This window comes from Bartonella sp. CL266QHHD, from assembly GCF_042195355.1.
Lineage (GTDB): Bacteria > Pseudomonadota > Alphaproteobacteria > Rhizobiales > Rhizobiaceae > Bartonella.
Genome location: NZ_JBHIOD010000033.1, coordinates 160,912 through 177,849 on the forward strand (window position 1 = coordinate 160,912; position 16,938 = coordinate 177,849).

At 38.6% G+C, this 16,938-nt stretch carries 8 protein-coding genes and 1 tRNA gene; 7 read left to right on the forward strand and 2 right to left on the reverse strand.

The features are described from left to right. Positions 1-49: 49 nt before the first annotated feature. The 3 genes from ACFIK7_RS03330 (at position 50) to ACFIK7_RS03340 (ending at position 2,043) form a co-directional block, all read left to right on the forward strand. A complete protein-coding gene (locus tag ACFIK7_RS03330) occupies positions 50-1,231 on the forward strand; it encodes a DNA recombination protein RmuC (RefSeq protein ID WP_375642998.1) in 1,182 nt (393 codons plus the stop codon). Between the two features lie 111 nt (positions 1,232-1,342). After that, entirely contained in the window at positions 1,343-1,930 is a 588-nt protein-coding gene (locus ACFIK7_RS03335) for a hypothetical protein (RefSeq protein ID WP_273790243.1), read from the forward strand. Beyond that, positions 1,921-2,043: a hypothetical protein gene (locus ACFIK7_RS03340; protein ID WP_375630550.1), complete on the forward strand. Its 123-nt coding sequence runs from the start codon at positions 1,921-1,923 to the stop codon at positions 2,041-2,043. The genes ACFIK7_RS03335 and ACFIK7_RS03340 overlap by 10 nt, the downstream gene beginning before the upstream one ends. Before the next feature lie 1,479 nt (positions 2,044-3,522). Here the strand turns inward: ACFIK7_RS03340 and ACFIK7_RS03345 are convergent. Further along, positions 3,523-3,598 (reverse strand) — tRNA-Ala (locus tag ACFIK7_RS03345). A gap of 117 nt (positions 3,599-3,715) precedes the next feature. Then, positions 3,716-4,096, reverse strand: coding sequence for a TIGR02300 family protein (locus tag ACFIK7_RS03350; RefSeq protein ID WP_273790244.1), 381 nt, complete (start codon positions 4,094-4,096; stop codon positions 3,716-3,718). A gap of 187 nt (positions 4,097-4,283) precedes the next feature. On the opposite strand from ACFIK7_RS03350, the gene aroA reads away from it, so the two are divergent. The 4 genes from aroA to ACFIK7_RS03370 all read left to right on the forward strand — a co-directional run bounded on the left by aroA (position 4,284) and on the right by ACFIK7_RS03370 (position 16,889). Further along, entirely contained in the window at positions 4,284-5,612 is a 1,329-nt protein-coding gene (aroA, locus tag ACFIK7_RS03355; RefSeq protein ID WP_273790245.1) for a 3-phosphoshikimate 1-carboxyvinyltransferase, read from the forward strand. After that, on the forward strand, positions 5,609-6,256 hold the full coding sequence (gene cmk / locus ACFIK7_RS03360) for a (d)CMP kinase (protein ID WP_375617510.1): 648 nt from the start codon (positions 5,609-5,611) through the stop codon (positions 6,254-6,256). The genes aroA and cmk overlap by 4 nt, the downstream gene beginning before the upstream one ends. Before the next feature lie 133 nt (positions 6,257-6,389). Then, positions 6,390-8,090: a 30S ribosomal protein S1 gene (gene rpsA / locus ACFIK7_RS03365; RefSeq protein WP_026500132.1), complete on the forward strand. Its 1,701-nt coding sequence runs from the start codon at positions 6,390-6,392 to the stop codon at positions 8,088-8,090. A 228-nt stretch (positions 8,091-8,318) separates the two neighbouring features. Beyond that, the gene (locus tag ACFIK7_RS03370; RefSeq protein WP_375662937.1) at positions 8,319-16,889 is read left to right on the forward strand and encodes a GH36-type glycosyl hydrolase domain-containing protein; all 8,571 of its coding nucleotides are present in this window, start codon (positions 8,319-8,321) and stop codon (positions 16,887-16,889) included. The last annotated feature ends 49 nt before the right edge of the window (positions 16,890-16,938 follow it).

Below are 16,938 nucleotides of genomic sequence, written 5' to 3' on the forward strand. Positions count from 1 at the left end.
ATAACGGATTCTTGCGTTTTTTTACAATAAGAGCGTTATATTACAATTTATGTTTGATTCGTTTTTTTCCATACTCGCTGGTGATTTTTTTTCTAAACTAGTGCTTTTGCTTTTATTTATACTTGTCTGTTTGGCATTTTTTATGTTGATACATTCTCATCGAAAAAAAGCATTTTTGGAAAATGAAATTGCTGAACGCGCACGTGAGGCACAAATGCAGATGGCTACCTTGCTGAAAACACAAGCTGAAATGCAAGGGCGAATGCAAACGATGGCGGAAATTTTTGGTCAACGGCAGGCTGAATTGAATAAATCACTCAGTGAGCAACTCAATGGGATGACAACAAGCTTAGGCCAAACACTTCAGGTACAGACTAAATCCACTTATGAAAATTTGAATCGTTTGCAAGAGCGTTTAGCAGTGATTGATGCGGCACAAAATAATATTCAATCGCTTACGGGACAAGTTGTTCAGTTACAGTCTATTTTAAGCAATAAGCAGACACGTGGTACTTTCGGTCAGGGGCGGATGGAAGCAATTATTGCCGATGCCTTACCAACAAACGCTTATGCTTTTCAGGCCGTTCTTTCTAATGGAAAGCGCCCAGATTGTCTCATTCATATGCCCAATAAAGCCCCTTCTCTTGTTGTTGATGCTAAATTCCCTCTGGAGGCTTGGAATGCTATGCGTAAGGCAGAATCAGCGCAAGAGCGTCAAGAGGCAGAACGCCAATTTCGTACCAATATGGAAGTCCATATTCGTGATATTGCACAAAAATATTTGATTCCTGGAGAAACCCATGACACTGCTTTCCTTTTCGTGCCATCTGAATCGATTTTTGCAACAATTTATGAGGACTTTGAGGCATTGGTACAAAAATCCAATAGAGCTCATGTGATTATTGTTTCACCATCTTTGTTGATGCTCTCTGTCCAAGTGGTACAAACCATTATGAAAGATGCGCGGATGCGTGAACAAGCGCATTTAATTCAATCAGAAGTAGCAAAATTGATGGAAGATTTTGGACGAATGGATATGCGTGTTCGCGCACTACAGAAGCACTTTCACAAAGCAGGTGAAGATATAGAGGGAATTTTGATATCGTCCTCCAAAATTATGAAACGGGCAAATCGCATTGAAACTGTTGAATTAAAAGAAAATTACTCTGAACCAACAAAAATGACAACATTAGCTCAGTCGCAAGCATTGCGTTTTGCTGATGAGGAATAAAGCAAAGCAAGCTTCTTAAATATCACAAGTTAGATCATGTTCTTTATTGATTGGTAATCATTTTTTAGTATCTCTATCTTGTTTTATTTCTTAAACGAGAGGAATAGGAATATGCGACACCTTTTGTTTTTAGGGGCACTGGTGTTTTTGCTAGAGGGATGTGCAACAACCACTCCCATCCACACAAATAATGCTTGTGCTATTTTGGCACAAAAAAATGGTTTTTTTGACAATTGGGGTAAAGTGTCTCAAAGAGCGGAAATGCGCTATGGAATTCCTATGCCTATCATTCTTGCAACCATTAAGATGGAATCGAGCTTTCGTCACAATGCACGTCCTCCACGCAAAAAACTACTTGGTTTTATCCCATGGAAGCGTCGGTCGACAGCTTATGGTTATGCTCAAGCGCTTGACAGTACATGGGCAATGTATCTTCGCTCGACAGGAAAGTCTTTTGCATGGCGTACGAATTTCGCAGATGCTGCTGATTTTGTTGCTTGGTATCATCGCCAAAGTGTTCAACGCAATGGGGTGAGATTTGATGATGCATATAGCCTTTACTTAAATTATCATATGGGACATGGTGCTTATGCGCGTAGTGGCGGGCATGCCACTACGGCACTCTCACAGGCAGCACAGCGCATGGCAAGGATATCGAGGCTCTATGAACAGCAATTAAAAAGATGTGGATGGCATTAGGGAAGATTTTTGAAAATCTCAATCAGGGAATTGATGTGGTAAAATCATTTGAGGGAAAAATTTTTTATGATACGACAAGGCTGTCTCGTTTTTCTGATCATTCAATGAAATAAATTGTTATTTTTTAGAATAAACTCAAGCAACAGAAAGCTTTTGCAATACACAATATATTTGAAGATACTCTCGACATTTTTACCTCCTTTGTTTAAAAAATTTACAATGGAAACTATCTTCTATTTAGCGCTGGCATTTCGCATTGGGCTAAGTACTAGAGGTTATTGAAGAAAAATTTTAAAATATAATATCATTTTTTATTTTCATTATGCGTATTACTGGCTGATTATTATATGAATATTTTCTTTATTAAGCGTATAAAATAGCAATTAAAACAAATGCAATTCGGGCATCATAAAAAGGGTAAAATATTCAATATAAAAAAACGAGAAATGCATTAAACGAAAAAACGTTGTTTTGTATAAAGAGGGCGCTACAGTCCTCAAAAGAACTAAGTGTATTTAGTATTGTATGAAATAAAACATACTCGTCCATCCAGTCCATCTTAATTGAAAGAAGTTATCTTATTGTATTGTAAAAACACTATCGTTTATAGGATGATAAGGTATATGCAACTTTACACACAATGAATATTCAGGGTAGGGAGTATTCAGAGAAAGATTTGTAGCGCCTATGAAGTAACAAGTCAGTCTCCAATGTTGTGATAGCTTTTGCATTTGAGAATATTTATGAGAAGCATTTTTATTCTTTTTCTTAAATTGTTTAAGCATATTGATTTATAAAGATAATATATCGTTATTCATATTAAAGTAAGAATTTCGAATGACGTAGGGTTTTATCGTTTCAGATCTCTTGAGGTTGAATCAATAAATCCATTGGCTTGCACATAACAAGCGCAATTGGCATGTGGATAAAAACTGTGAAAGAAAAGACTAAAAATGTTTTTTATGAACATTCTAAAATGTAAGAATTATCGCCAACATTGGGAATTAGCACAATAAAGATGGTGCTACTTTGCTCTCACACCTCAACCTTTCTTGTGATGCGCAAGGAAAAAAATAATTGATTCAATATATTATTTAAGCGTTAATATACCTTAGTATTGAGCAGGTAGATGCTAATCAAAGTGAGTAATTTTTTTGGCAGGACATCTGATCAGATTAAAAATACTCAAAAAAAGCTCTAATTTTCAATAATTGAGAAGTATATTTTAATATTTTATTCTCTACTCTTTGTTTAAGTACTTCATACCTTTTAAAAAGATATCGGTAGCCAACATATTATGATTTTGTGGAAATATTGTGGTAAAGGAAATTCAAATTTTGTCCTTGAAGACAAGGCGTAGGTTAAACAGCACATTTTCTATTTCTGTGCAAAACATAAAAGAATTATCTACTTTCACGGTTGCAACAGTAAAATTTTATAATCCAACAAATGATTAAAAACGTATTATAATATCATTAAAATGCAAGGAACAAGCGCTATTGGAATTATGATTAAATAGCAAATAAACCTTTTAAATTGATGTACACATCCTTTATTATAATTGATTCCCTTGATAGAACAGTTTGTCCTTTTGGTGGAGCTAAGCGGGATCGAACCGCTGACCTCTTGCATGCCATGCAAGCGCTCTCCCAGCTGAGCTATAGCCCCTATAAAAACAAATTTTTCCAAAAGGACAGTATACAATTCCAACTTTTCTAGAACGATCAAAGTTGAAGATCAAGAAGAATTTACATTCAATGGAAAAGATGTCCTTTTTTATTTCTCTTAAGCATCGTCATCATTAGAAACACCGCCTCCGAGAATATTAGTAACGTCATCATCTTCATCGTCACCATCATGAGATAAAAATGTATCATCATCATCACCAAGATCTACATCACTATCTTCTAAATCAGGAAGATCGTCATCTTTAGAATCCTCATCATCCTCTTCAAGAAGCATAAAAGCAGATTTTTCAAGTGCTGTATCAAGCTCTTCAGTATCAACTTCTTCCTCATTGTTTGCTTCAGCTGCTGCAACTTCAAAGTAAGAACGCGGATAAGAAATTCCTGTATAGGGCGACACAATAGGATCGCGATTTAGATCGTAAAATTTTTTTCCTGTTTCTGGATCAACACGTTTAGTTCCAAGTTCTTGTTTTGCCATAAACCGTGCCTCTTTGATTAACTATTATTCCATTAAAAGATAAATTTTATGGTGCTTAATCGAAAAATAATACCTTTGTCAAAGATAAATACACTGTTCCACAGTGATTTTTTCATGACGTCTTTTAAAGCATGTGCTAAAGGATGCACAATTTCATAAAAGTTAGATAGAATTAAATAGAATTTCCATGCAAAAAGCAATCCCTATAACCACCTATAAATCGAGTAGTCTCTCTGGAAAAATTCAAATACCAGGAGATAAATCAATCTCTCACCGCTCTCTTATATTGGGAGGATTAGCAAGTGGTGAGACATATATTCATGGATTACTTGAAAGCGCTGATGTACTCAATACAGCTGCTGCTATGCAAGCTATGGGTGCCTGTATTATTAAAAAAGATGACTTCTGGATCATACGAGGAACAGGGAATGGTTGCCTTTTAGCTGCACAAAAACCTTTAGACTTTGGAAACGCTGGAACAGGTGCTCGTTTGGTTATGGGAATGGTTGGTCCGTATCATATGAAAACAACCTTTATTGGTGATGCTTCTCTCTCTAAACGTCCAATGGGACGTATCCTTGATCCACTGCGTCTCATGGGGGTTGAAATTGAGGCAACGCGCGACGATCATCTTCCTTTAACGCTTTATGGTCCGAAAATGGCTAATCCGATTCGTTACCGTGTTCCAATAGCTTCCTCCCAAATTAAATCAGCAATCCTGCTTGCTGGACTCAATACCGCCGGCATTACAACTGTTATTGAACCAGTTCTGACACGAGATCATACGGAAAAAATGTTAAAAGCATTCGGTGCGCAACTTGAAATAGAAAAAGATAACGAAGGTGCGCGTTTGATTCACCTTAATGGTCAACCCCATCTTACTGGGCAAACGATTCATATTCCGGGGGATCCTTCTTCTGCTGCTTTTCCAATTATCGCAGCCCTTCTTGTAGAAGACTCTGATATCACCATTGAAAATGTTTTGATAAATAACTCTCGAATAGGACTTATCGAAACATTGTGGGAAATGGGTGCTCAAATTGAATTTTTGAACCGACGTCAAACAGGTGGAGAGGATGTTGCTGATCTACGGATAAAATCATCGGTCCTTAGAGGCGTTACGGTGCCCAAAGAACGTGCTCCATCGATGATAGATGAATATCCTGCTTTGGCAGTAGCAGCAGCCTTTGCAGAAGGCAAAACAGTAATGCTAGGAATTGAAGAGTTGCGTGTAAAAGAATCAGATCGACTGTCTGCTGTTGCTCAAGGACTCGAAATTAATTGCGTAGACTGTGAAGAAGGTCAAGATTTTCTTATTGTTTATGGAAAAGGTTCTGCCAAAGGTTTGGGTGGTGGACATGTCTCCACACATCTTGATCATCGAATTGCTATGTGTTTTCTCATTTTTGGGCTTGTATCAGAAAAACCTGTTACTATTGATGATAAACGAATGATCGCTACGAGCTTTCCAGAATTTATTCCTTTTATAAAACAACTTGGGGGAAAAATCGCTTGAAGCCTTTTGTTATCGCCATTGATGGACCTGCAGCCTCAGGCAAAGGAACCTTAGCACGCAAAATTGCTGCACATTATCGCCTTCGCCATCTCGATACTGGTCTTACTTATCGTAGTGTTGCTCATACGCTTTTACAACAAAATTTAGCTCTTAATGATGAAAAAAATGCTATTATTTATGCTAAAGAACTTGATTTTAATACCTTAAATCCTTCTCTTCTTTCTTCTCATGAACTTGGTGAAGCGGCTTCAAAAATAGCAATTAATCCTGCTGTACGCAAAATTCTTGTCGAAAAACAACGCAACTTTGCTAAAGTTTTGCCCGGCTGTGTGCTTGATGGGCGTGATATCGGAACTATTGTTTGTCCTGATGCCGATATCAAGTTTTATATTCTAGCCAATGTCCAAACACGCGCCAAACGTCGCTACCAAGAGATTTTAAAAAAAGGTGTTCAAGCAAATTATCATGAAATCCTAGCTCAACTTGAACAGCGCGACAGTCGCGATATAACGCGCAAACAAAGTCCATTAAAACCAGCAAAAAACGCCCACTTGCTTGATACGTCAGAATTGAGTATAGAAGCAACATTTGAAGTTGCATGCAGTTTTATTGATCCAATCATAAAAATGCATATAATTGGATAAATTCGTTAAGGTAACTTCCAGCCTAGCGCTAACTTTTTTTCCTTTATTCAAGGAAAAAGGCTAAGAAGTTGCTTATGTTAACACTAACCCAGCGCTCATACCTTATAATACAAGGTATATATTAGGAGTTCTTATGTCACAATACAATCCCACAACAGCGGATTTTGAAGCCCTTTTAACAGAATCTTTTCAAACTAATGATCTTAATGAAGGATCTGTTGTTAAAGGTCGTGTTATTGCAATCGAAAAAGACATGGCCATTATTGATGCTGGTCTTAAAGTCGAAGGACGTATTCCTCTCAAAGAATTTGGAGCTAAAGCAAAAGATGGTTCTTTGCAAGTTGGCGATGAAGTTGAGGTTTACATTGAACGCATTGAAAATGCGATGGGTGAAGCTGTTTTATCGCGTGAAAAAGCACGGCGCGAAGAAAGTTGGGTCCGTTTGGAGGAAAAATTCAATGCTGGTGCACGCGTTGATGGAGTGATCTTTAGCCAAGTAAAAGGTGGTTTTACAGTCGATCTTGATGGTGCCGTTGCTTTCTTGCCTCGCAGCCAAGTTGATATTCGTCCCATTCGTGATGTTTCACCCCTCATGCATAATTCACAGTCCTTTGAAATTTTGAAGATGGATCGTCGTCGTGGCAATATTGTGGTTTCACGTCGCACTGTCTTAGAAGAAAGTCGCGCTGAGCAACGTTCAGAAATCGTACAAAATCTTGAAGAAAACCAAATCGTTGAAGGTGTGGTGAAAAATATTACAGATTATGGTGCCTTTGTTGATCTTGGTGGGATTGATGGTCTCTTGCACGTTACAGATATGGCATGGCGGCGTGTTAATCACCCATCTGAGGTGCTCACAATTGGCCAAACGATTAAAGTTCAGATTATTCGCATTAATCAAGACACGCACCGTATTTCTCTTGGAATGAAACAGCTTGAAAGTGATCCTTGGGAAAGCATCAGTGTCCGGTATCCGATTGGTAAAAAAATTACGGGTGCTGTTACCAACATTACTGATTACGGTGGTTTTGTTGAAATTGAACCAGGAATCGAAGGGCTGATCCATGTTTCTGAAATGAGCTGGACAAAGAAAAATGTTCATCCTGGAAAAATTCTGTCTACATCACAAGAAGTAGAAGTGGTTGTTCTTGAGATTGATCCTTCTAAACGGCGTATTTCTCTTGGCTTAAAGCAAACATTTGAAAATCCATGGGAAGCTTTTGCCAATAAATTTCCTGTCAATTCGCAAATTGAAGGAGAGGTTAAAAATAAAACAGAATTTGGTCTGTTTATTGGGCTTGAAGGCGATGTTGACGGTATGGTTCATTTGTCTGATCTTGATTGGAACCGTCCTGGTGAACAAGTTATTGATACTTATAATAAAGGCGATATCGTTAAGGCTGTGGTCCTTGATGTTGACATTGAAAAAGAGCGCATTTCTCTTGGAATTAAGCAGCTTTCCAGCGATAAAGTTGGAGAAGCAGCTGCTTCTGGCGAATTGCGAAAAGGTGCTGTTGTAACATGCGAAGTGATTGCTGTTAACGACAATGACATTGGTGTGAAATTGATTGATCACAACCTTGAGACAACCATTCGGCGTGCTGATCTCGCGCGTGATCGTGATGAGCAACGTCCTGAGCGTTTCGCAATTGGGCAAAAGGTTGATGCTCGCATCACAGCATTTGATAAAAAAACACGTAAAATTTCAGTATCGATTAAAGCTTTAGAAATTGCAGAGGAAAAAGAAGCTGTTGCACAATATGGTTCTACAGATTCAGGTGCTTCTCTTGGTGATATTCTTGGTGCAGCTTTGAAAAAACAAGAACAAGATTAATCATCAATCATTAAAGTTAGTGTTATTATTAAGGTCACTCATTTTAGGAGTGACCTTTTTATTTTCTAAAGAAATTGTCTGCTTATTTTTAAATTATTGAAACAAAAATTATAAATGCTTGCAAATAAAAACAAAAAGTTTGTTTTTTGTCTAACAACGGTTCACTATTCAGATAAAATGCTTAAAATTTAAATAAAAAACGATGTAATTGAATAACAATGGGACATTATGACGTGCATAAGACCTTTCATAAAGTGCTTTTTTTCTCAAAAAGAGAAAAAAGACCATTTTATTAATACGGATTTTCCTCTTCGTGCAATTTATAAGGTACAGGAAGATCTTTATAACTTAGGGCATGATATAGCTTCTGGTAAAGAAATTTTACTCCCTGAATATGAAGGAGTAGAAGATTTTCGCAAGAGATTGAATGAAAATGCTAAACTTATTCTTCATGCCTTTCATACCAGTGATTTTGCTGCCCGAAATGATGAAACCATCGCACCATCTGCTCAATGGCTCATTGATAATCATTACACCATTGATAAAACCATACAAAAGCTACGTCGTAATCTACCCAAGTCCTTCATAAAGCAACTTCCTCTTTCTACACACAAAGCCGGCATACCACGAATTTTTGCTTTAACTTGGCTTTATATTGCGCATACCGATAGCAGCTTTTCACAAGAAACACTCACTGCTATGACCAACGGATTTCAAGAAGTTTGTGCGCTCACAATTGGTGAATTGTGGGCTCTTCCTTCTGTTATGCAAATGCTGCTCATTGAAAATGTCCGTCGTCTTTCAGTCCGTATCGAAAAAGCGCGACATATGCGCCGTCTTGCTAGTCAAGTGGCTGATAAAATTTCTCTTGTAGAAAATAAAACAAATCTACACTCTCTTTTTACGCAGTATAAACCATTCACTGTTGATCCAACTTTTTCAGCACATTTATTCTATCGCCTGCGCAGTGCATCTGTCGATTCAACCGTAGCATTAACTTGGCTTGAAAAGCAATTGAAAAGCCAAGGCAGTAGCTTAGAGATTGCAACAGCTGATGAACATACCCGACAAGCAGCAGATGGTGTGACCATGGGAAATATTATCCGTGCTCTTAAAGCTATAGATGATGTTGATTGGATAGCATGGTTTGAAACAGTGAGTTGTGTCGATTCTATTTTGCGTAAAAATAGTGATTTTTCTGAAATTGATGCTCACTCACGCAATATTTATCGACAAGTCATTGAAAAAGTTTCACGCTTTTCGCCTCTTAGTGAACTGGAAGTTGCACATAAAGTTGTAGAAATGGCAAATTCCACTTCTAAAGATATGCCTCATCATTCTTGTGTGGGGTGGTACCTTGTTGATGATGGTCGTGGCATATTTGAAAAGGCTTGTGGATATATTCCGCCCTTTCTCATAAAATGGACACGCGCTTCTTGTTGCTCAAAATTGAGAGTCATCGCCCTTCCTGTCTCTTTTCTGACGCTTGCTCTTTTGCTGGTAATTTACGCCCTTTTACAAATATCTGGCATGACACAATGGATGTCTTTTTGCTTTACTGTATTGGCGCTTTTTCCTGCTATGGATGCTGCTTTTGCTTTATTTAACACTGTTGTTTCGTGGTTTGTCCCATCAAGACAGCTCATTGGTTATGAATATAAAGAAGGTATTCCAAAACATGCACGGACAATGGTTGTTGTACCTACTTTGATGACATCACGCGCTAATGTTGATGAACAAGTGCGCAATCTTGAAGTGCACTATCTTTCCAATCCTAAAGGTGCCATTCATTTTGCGCTCATTACAGATTGGGTAGATGCTCCATTGAGAGAAACGCAAGATGATCTTGATTTATTGCACTATGCGCAAAAGAGTATTGATAAACTCAATAGTTGTTATCATCGTGATGAACTTCCTCTTTTTTTCCTTTTACATCGCCGACGCCTTTATAATGCAAGCGAAAAATGTTGGATGGGATGGGAACGAAAGCGAGGAAAACTTCATGAACTTAATCGGCTCTTAAGAGGCGATAAAAATACAAGCTTTTATCCTCCCAATCCACATCTTCCTATGGATTGCCGTTTTGTTATGACGCTGGATTGTGATACACGTCTTACTCCAGAGAGCGTCGCGAAACTTGTTGGAAAGCTTAACCATCCACTCAATCATCCCGTTTTTGATCCACAAAGTGGAAAGGTTGTAAAGGGCTATAGCATTTTACAACCACGCATTATTCCTTCTCTTACAACAGGAAAAAAAACATCAATTCTCCAACGGGTTTTTTCTATCAACCGTGGCATTGATCCTTATGTTTTTGCTGTTTCTGATACTTATCAAGATCTTTTAGGAGAAGGCACCTTTATCGGTAAAGGTCTTTATAATATTGATGCATTTGAACAAGCGCTTGATGGCAAAATTAAAGAAAATACTATTCTTAGCCATGATCTCTTAGAGGGAGGTTATGCTCGTACTGCTCTGGTAAGTAGCATAGAAGTCATTGAAGACTATCCAACCGCTTACAATATTGATGTTATGCGTTATCATCGTTGGGTCCGCGGTGATTGGCAGCTTTTGCCTTATCTTTTTTCCTACCGTCAAATAAGTTTCGTGACGCGTTGGAAAATGCAGGATAATTTACGTCGTTCTCTCACTCCACTTATGTGGTTAATCGCAGCATTTGCAGGATGGGCTTTTTTGTCTTTAAAGAGTGCAATCGTCTGGCAAATATTCTTGTTGTTTAGCTCCTTCATTTCACCCATTCTATGTGTATTAAAAACGCTTGTCTCATCTAATATAGATCATTCTTTGCGTGGACATTTTCAATTAATTGGGAACAAAATTGCTCTTACAAGCGCTGATATATTTCTTAAAACGACGTTTCTTGCTCATTCGGCGTATTTTATGACCGATGCGATTATTCGTACACTCTATCGTATGACGATTTCAAAACAGCATCTTCTTGAATGGAAAACTTCTGCCGCAACAAAATCAATGCCCAATAGTTTGCGTTTCTATGTTTTTACAATGGCACCAGCATCGCTTATCGGTGTTCTTACTATAGCACTCCCTCTTTTTTCTGATAGTTTTGCAAGTTTGGTTGCTTTACCTTTTGGGATAGCATGGTTTTTTTCACCCTTTATTGCTTGGATTGTGAGTCAACCTTCAACCTTTCAAGATAGCCTTTATCTTTCTTCAAAAGATGAAAAAAAACTCCGCTCTATTGCACGGCGGACATGGCTTTATTATGCAACCTTTGTCAACGAACAAAACAACTATTTGCCTCCCGATAATTTTCAAGAAGATCCTGAACCTCTTGTTGCTCAACGTACATCGCCTACGAATATTGGCGTTTATCTCCTTTCTATTATTGCAGCACGTGATTTTGGCTGGATTGGTTTTGAAGAGACCATCACCCGTATTGAATGTACATTACGCTCTCTTACAAAAATGGAAAAGTTCCGTGGTCATCTCTATAATTGGTATGAAACGGATACACTTAGGCCTCTTTTGCCTACTTATGTATCAACCGTTGATTCGGGAAATCTTGCCGGTCATTTGGTAACACTCTCTTCTGCGTTAAGTGAATGGGCTGAAAAACCGCCTCTTTTTTTTCAAAGTGATCGAGAAGGCTTATCGGATGTTCTTGCTATTCTTGAAGAAACTGTCAGAGAAATTCCAGATCATAAACCCAGTTTACGCTCTTTACGCCAAAAAATCGAAGAAAACATCACTCGTTTTCATGATTCTGTCTTCACTTTTATAGAACAAGAAAATACGATCCCTTCTCACGTCATAAATCTTTCACTTGCAGCCCACGATATTGTGCACTTAGTCGATGAACTTGACCACAAAATTCAAACGATAGAATCTGCTCGTGCACTTTCTTGGGCTAAATGCCTTATCGACACCTGTAACGCTTATCATCATGATGCGACTGCTCATTGTGATACTGAAAAATTACGTAAAAAACTAAACAGGCTGGCTATAGTGGCACGGCAAATAGCCTTTGATATGAAATTTGACTTTTTAGAACAGCCTAAACGGCATCTCTTATCCATTGGATATCGTGTTCAAGAAAACAAACTCGATGAAAATTGTTATGACCTGCTTGCTTCAGAAGCACGTCTTGCAAGCTTTTTTGCCATCGCAAAAGGAGATATAAAACTTAAACATTGGTTTCGTCTTGGTCGACTTCTCGTACCCATAGGTGGGAAAGGTGCACTCCTATCATGGTCTGGATCAATGTTCGAATATCTTATGCCATCTCTCGTAATGCATGAACCTTTAGGGTCTCTCCTGGATCAAACAAATCGATTGATTATTCGTTGTCAAATACAATATGCCCATAAACGGGAATTACCATGGGGTATTTCAGAAGCCGCATTTAATGCTCGCGATCATTTAATGAATTACCAATACGCTCATTTTGGTGTTCCAAACCTCGGACTCCAACGTGGTCTTTCACGCAATGCTGTCATTGCTCCCTATGCCAGCCTTCTAGCGGCACAATATGTTCCTGCTTACGCTGTCGCTAATTTAAAACGACTTCGTGATCTTGGAGCTTTAGGAACATATGGTTATTATGACTCTGTTGATTTTACCCCTTCACGCGTGAAAACAGGGGAAAAATACGCCGTTGTACGCAATTATTATGCGCACCATCATGGCATGTCTATCCTTGCTCTTAACAATGTTATTTTTCAAGGGCGAATGCGTGATCGTTTTCACCGTGATCCCTTTATTGAGGCAACACAATTGCTCTTACAGGAAAGAGCGCCTCATCTCATTCCTATTATTCATACCAAAGCTGTTAATCGTATGCGCAATAAGTCTCAAGCATTTGATGCAGCCCCTTTGCGCATTATTACAAACCCGTTACTCAAACCACGAGCGACTTTACTTTTGTCTAATGGCTTTTATTCTACCATGTTAACAGCGAATGGTTCTGGTTACAGCCGTTGGCACGATTATGTGATTACGCGCTTTATTCCTGATGCAACAGAAGATCAACAAGGTACTTTATTCTTCTTGCGTGACACGCATAGTGGACGGTGGTGGTCTGTTACTGGTGAGCCAACACGTGTTATTGAAGAAGAAGCTGTCAGCATTTTTACAGATGAAAAGGCTGAATATACAAAAATGGTTGATGGTATTAAATCAACACTTGAATGTCTTATTACATCTGAAGGATGTGGCGAAGGGAGACGTATTCAATTGATGAATACGACAAATAAAGACCGATTCATTGAAGTGACTTCTTATGGTGAATTAGCGCTTGCCACGATGGATACAGATCAAGTTCATCCTGTTTTTTCCCGTATGTTTATAGAGACAGAAATTGCTGAAGAAGGTAAAACAATTTTTGCCAAAAGGCGCAAACGCTCGCCTAGTGATCCTGAAATCTATGTTGCCCATTTTGTTTCTAGTACAACAGATATTCTCCAAGAGACAGAAGCTGAAACAGATCGCTTTCTGTTTATTGGTCGGGGGCGATCCATTCATCGGCCCGCTGCATTTGACCAAAATGCTCGTTTCAGTAACAGTCAAGGTTGTGTTCTTGATCCTGTTATGTCATTGCGATGCCGTATAAAAATTTCAGCCCATGAAAAAGCAGAACTTATTTTTTGGACCTTTGCTGCTCATACAAAAGAAGCGCTAAATAATCATATTAAACATTATCGACAACCTGATATGTTTCAAAAAGAACTTTCAATGGCATGGACGCGCTCACAAGTCGCACTGTATCAGAGCGGAACCCAGCTTAAAGAAGCTATTATCTATCAAAAATATGCAACACCGCTTATCTATCCAGAAAGAACGTGGCGTCTTCCTTCTGAAATATTAGCAAAAACGCTAGGAAAACAGTCTGATCTTTGGCCCATGTCTATCTCAGGAGACAATCCACTCTGTCTTCTTAGATTAAATAACGAGGGAAATATAACCGTACTGCGCGAGCTCCTTAAAGCACACGAATATTGGTGTATGCGCGGACTCATTGTTGATTTGGTCATTCTTAATGAACAAACATTTTCTTATATACAAAGTACACAACGCGCTCTCGAGTGGGTCTGTGAAACTTATTATCACCACACGCAAAAAGCAGATGAACGCCAACATGTTTTCATGCTTCGACGCGATCAAATGAGTGAACAGAGTTTTAAAACGCTTCTTGCATCAGCACGCATCGTTCTTGATGCCCAAAATGGCTCTTTATCTGAACAACTTAAACGACTTGATGAGAATGATTTTAATCTCACAATTCATAAAAATTATCAAGAATCTTATGATCAATTAGACTTGCCAAGATATAACGAAGGACAGCAATTTACAACACAAACTGAACAAAATCTTTTTTCTTCCATTGGTCTTATTAGCCAACAAAAACCATCCTCTTTTCTCCCAAATGGAGAAGATCTAAGATATTGGAATGGTTACGGTGGTTTTAATCAGCACAATCATTATGTAATACGTCTTCATGGACGTACCACCACACCACATCCGTGGATTAATGTCATTGCTAATCACAGATTTGGTTTTCATGTCTCTGCTGAAGGTGCAATTTTTACTTGGGCTAACAATAGCCGCGATTATCAACTAACTCCTTGGGCGAATGATCCAACGTCTAACCGGCCAGGAGAAGCTCTTTATCTGGTTGATCGCCAGTCTTTAAAACGTTTCTCACCCGTTTCTACTGTTGAATGTGACGAAAATATTGTCTATGAGGCTTGTCATGGGTTTGGATTCTCAACTTTTAAATCAACACATTCAGAAATCGCATTAGAACTGACTCATACACTTGATCCCGAAAAACCTATTCGCTTTTCACGTCTTATCCTTACGAATGAAGGGAAAAAACCACGTAGTTTACGCCTTTATAATTATGTTGAATGGGTTTTGGGAAATATCCGTACAAAATATGCCCCCTTTATTGTTTCCTCTTATGAGGCCAGATGGGGTGCACATTTTATTCAAAATCCCTATCACATCGAGAAATCTCAACAAGTTACATTTTTATCAGCATCCGAAATGCCAACCAGCACTACGACCAATCGCGCTGAATTTATTGGTGCAACGGGAACCGTAACACGTCCAAATGCGATCCGTAAAGCCGGTGCTCTTTCGAATACCATTGAAGCAGGATGTGATCCTTGTTCAGCATTCGCCTATGATATTGATCTTCAACCAGGGCAAACAAAAGAAATCATCTTCTATCTTGGCAGTGCTGAAAATAGGCAAGAAGCTGAAAAATTACTTAATCAAGTACGTGCAAGTGATTTTGAGATTCAGCTCACAAAACAAAAACAGCAATGGAGTGATTTTGTTTCTCCTTTCCAAGTCAAAACACCGGACGCTTCTTTTAATCTTATGGTCAACCATTGGCTTCCTTATCAAATCTACTCATGCCGCATCATGGCACGCGCAGGCTTTTACCAAGCTAGTGGTGCATTTGGTTTTCGTGACCAGTTACAAGATAGCCTGTCTTTGTTATTGCTGGAACCACAATTAGCACGTGAACAATTGTTAAATGCAGCAGCGCACCAATTTCTTGAAGGTGATGTGCAACATTGGTGGTTGCCTGACACAAATGCTGGTGTTCGTACATATATTTCTGATGATATCGTTTGGCTTGCATATGCAACAGCTCTTTATGTCAATACCACTGGCGATAATGCCTTTCTTGATACGCTGATTCCTTTTATTGAAGGTGATGTTCTCAAAAGTGGGCAACAGGATGCTTATTTTCAACCCACCCAATCCTCAAAGGTTGCAACAGTTTATGAACATTGTGCTTTAGCTTTAGACCTTGCCATTAAACGCTGCGGACCACATGGTCTCCCTCTTATTTTAGGTGGGGATTGGAATGATGGCATGAATTTGGTCGGTGTGGAAGGAAAAGGCGAAAGCATTTGGTTAGGATGGTTTCTTGGGCACACATTACAAGCATTTATCTCTTTAGCCAAAAAACGTGGTGACAATAGCCATATGCAAATATGGAGTACGTACCTTGAACATTTAACAAAATCCCTAGAGAAAAATGGTTGGGATGGTGCTTGGTATCGACGTGGTTATTTTGATGATGGAACGCCTCTGGGCTCTAAAGTCAATGATGAATGTCAAATTGATACCATTGCTCAATCTTGGGCTGTCATTTCTCAAATGGCATCGCTTGAACGCCAAAAACAAGCAATGACATCAATGCTGGAACATCTCTATGATAAAAAAGGTGGACTCATTCGCCTTTTTTGGCCGCCTTTTGATAAAAGTACGCTCGAGCCTGGTTACATAAAAGGTTATCCTCCAGGAATTCGAGAAAATGGTGGTCAATACACGCATGGTGCCATTTGGAGTATTTTTGCGTTGGCTGAAATGGAACAAAACGATAAAGCTTATGCTTTATTTTCTATGATAAACCCAATTACCCACGGACAAGATCCTGAAATTTATCGTGTTGAACCTTATGTGATGGCCGCAGATATTTATGCTGTTGAACCACGATGTGGTCAAGGCGGTTGGACTTGGTATACAGGTTCAGCCGGTTGGTTTTATCGCGCCGCAACACAAGCTATTCTTGGAATACAGCGTCAGGGAGACCTCTTGTTTTTGCAGCCACATTTACCCTCTATTTGGCCAAAATATGAAGCAACAATGAAGTTTTATGATGCCGTTTATAGCATTAAAGTAAAATGGGGACCTAAAAATATGCTCTATGTTAATAGCAAAGAATATACCGAATTTCATACAGGGATAAAGTTACAAAAAACAGGTCAGCATGAAATTATACGTATTGTCAAATATTAAAGATGAAAGATGAAAAAAGAGAGCAGACTTTTTTATTCTTGCCCAAAAC

Coding starts and splice junctions, on each gene's coding strand:
- aroA (WP_273790245.1), top strand. CDS start 4,284: ATGCAAAAAGCAATCCCTATAACCACCTATAAATCGAGTAGTCTCTCT.
- ACFIK7_RS03335 (WP_273790243.1), top strand. CDS start 1,343: ATGCGACACCTTTTGTTTTTAGGGGCACTGGTGTTTTTGCTAGAGGGA.
- ACFIK7_RS03350 (WP_273790244.1), bottom strand. CDS start 4,096: ATGGCAAAACAAGAACTTGGAACTAAACGTGTTGATCCAGAAACAGGA.
- ACFIK7_RS03330 (WP_375642998.1), top strand. CDS start 50: ATGTTTGATTCGTTTTTTTCCATACTCGCTGGTGATTTTTTTTCTAAA.
- rpsA (WP_026500132.1), top strand. CDS start 6,390: ATGTCACAATACAATCCCACAACAGCGGATTTTGAAGCCCTTTTAACA.
- ACFIK7_RS03370 (WP_375662937.1), top strand. CDS start 8,319: ATGACGTGCATAAGACCTTTCATAAAGTGCTTTTTTTCTCAAAAAGAG.
- ACFIK7_RS03340 (WP_375630550.1), top strand. CDS start 1,921: ATGGCATTAGGGAAGATTTTTGAAAATCTCAATCAGGGAATTGATGTG.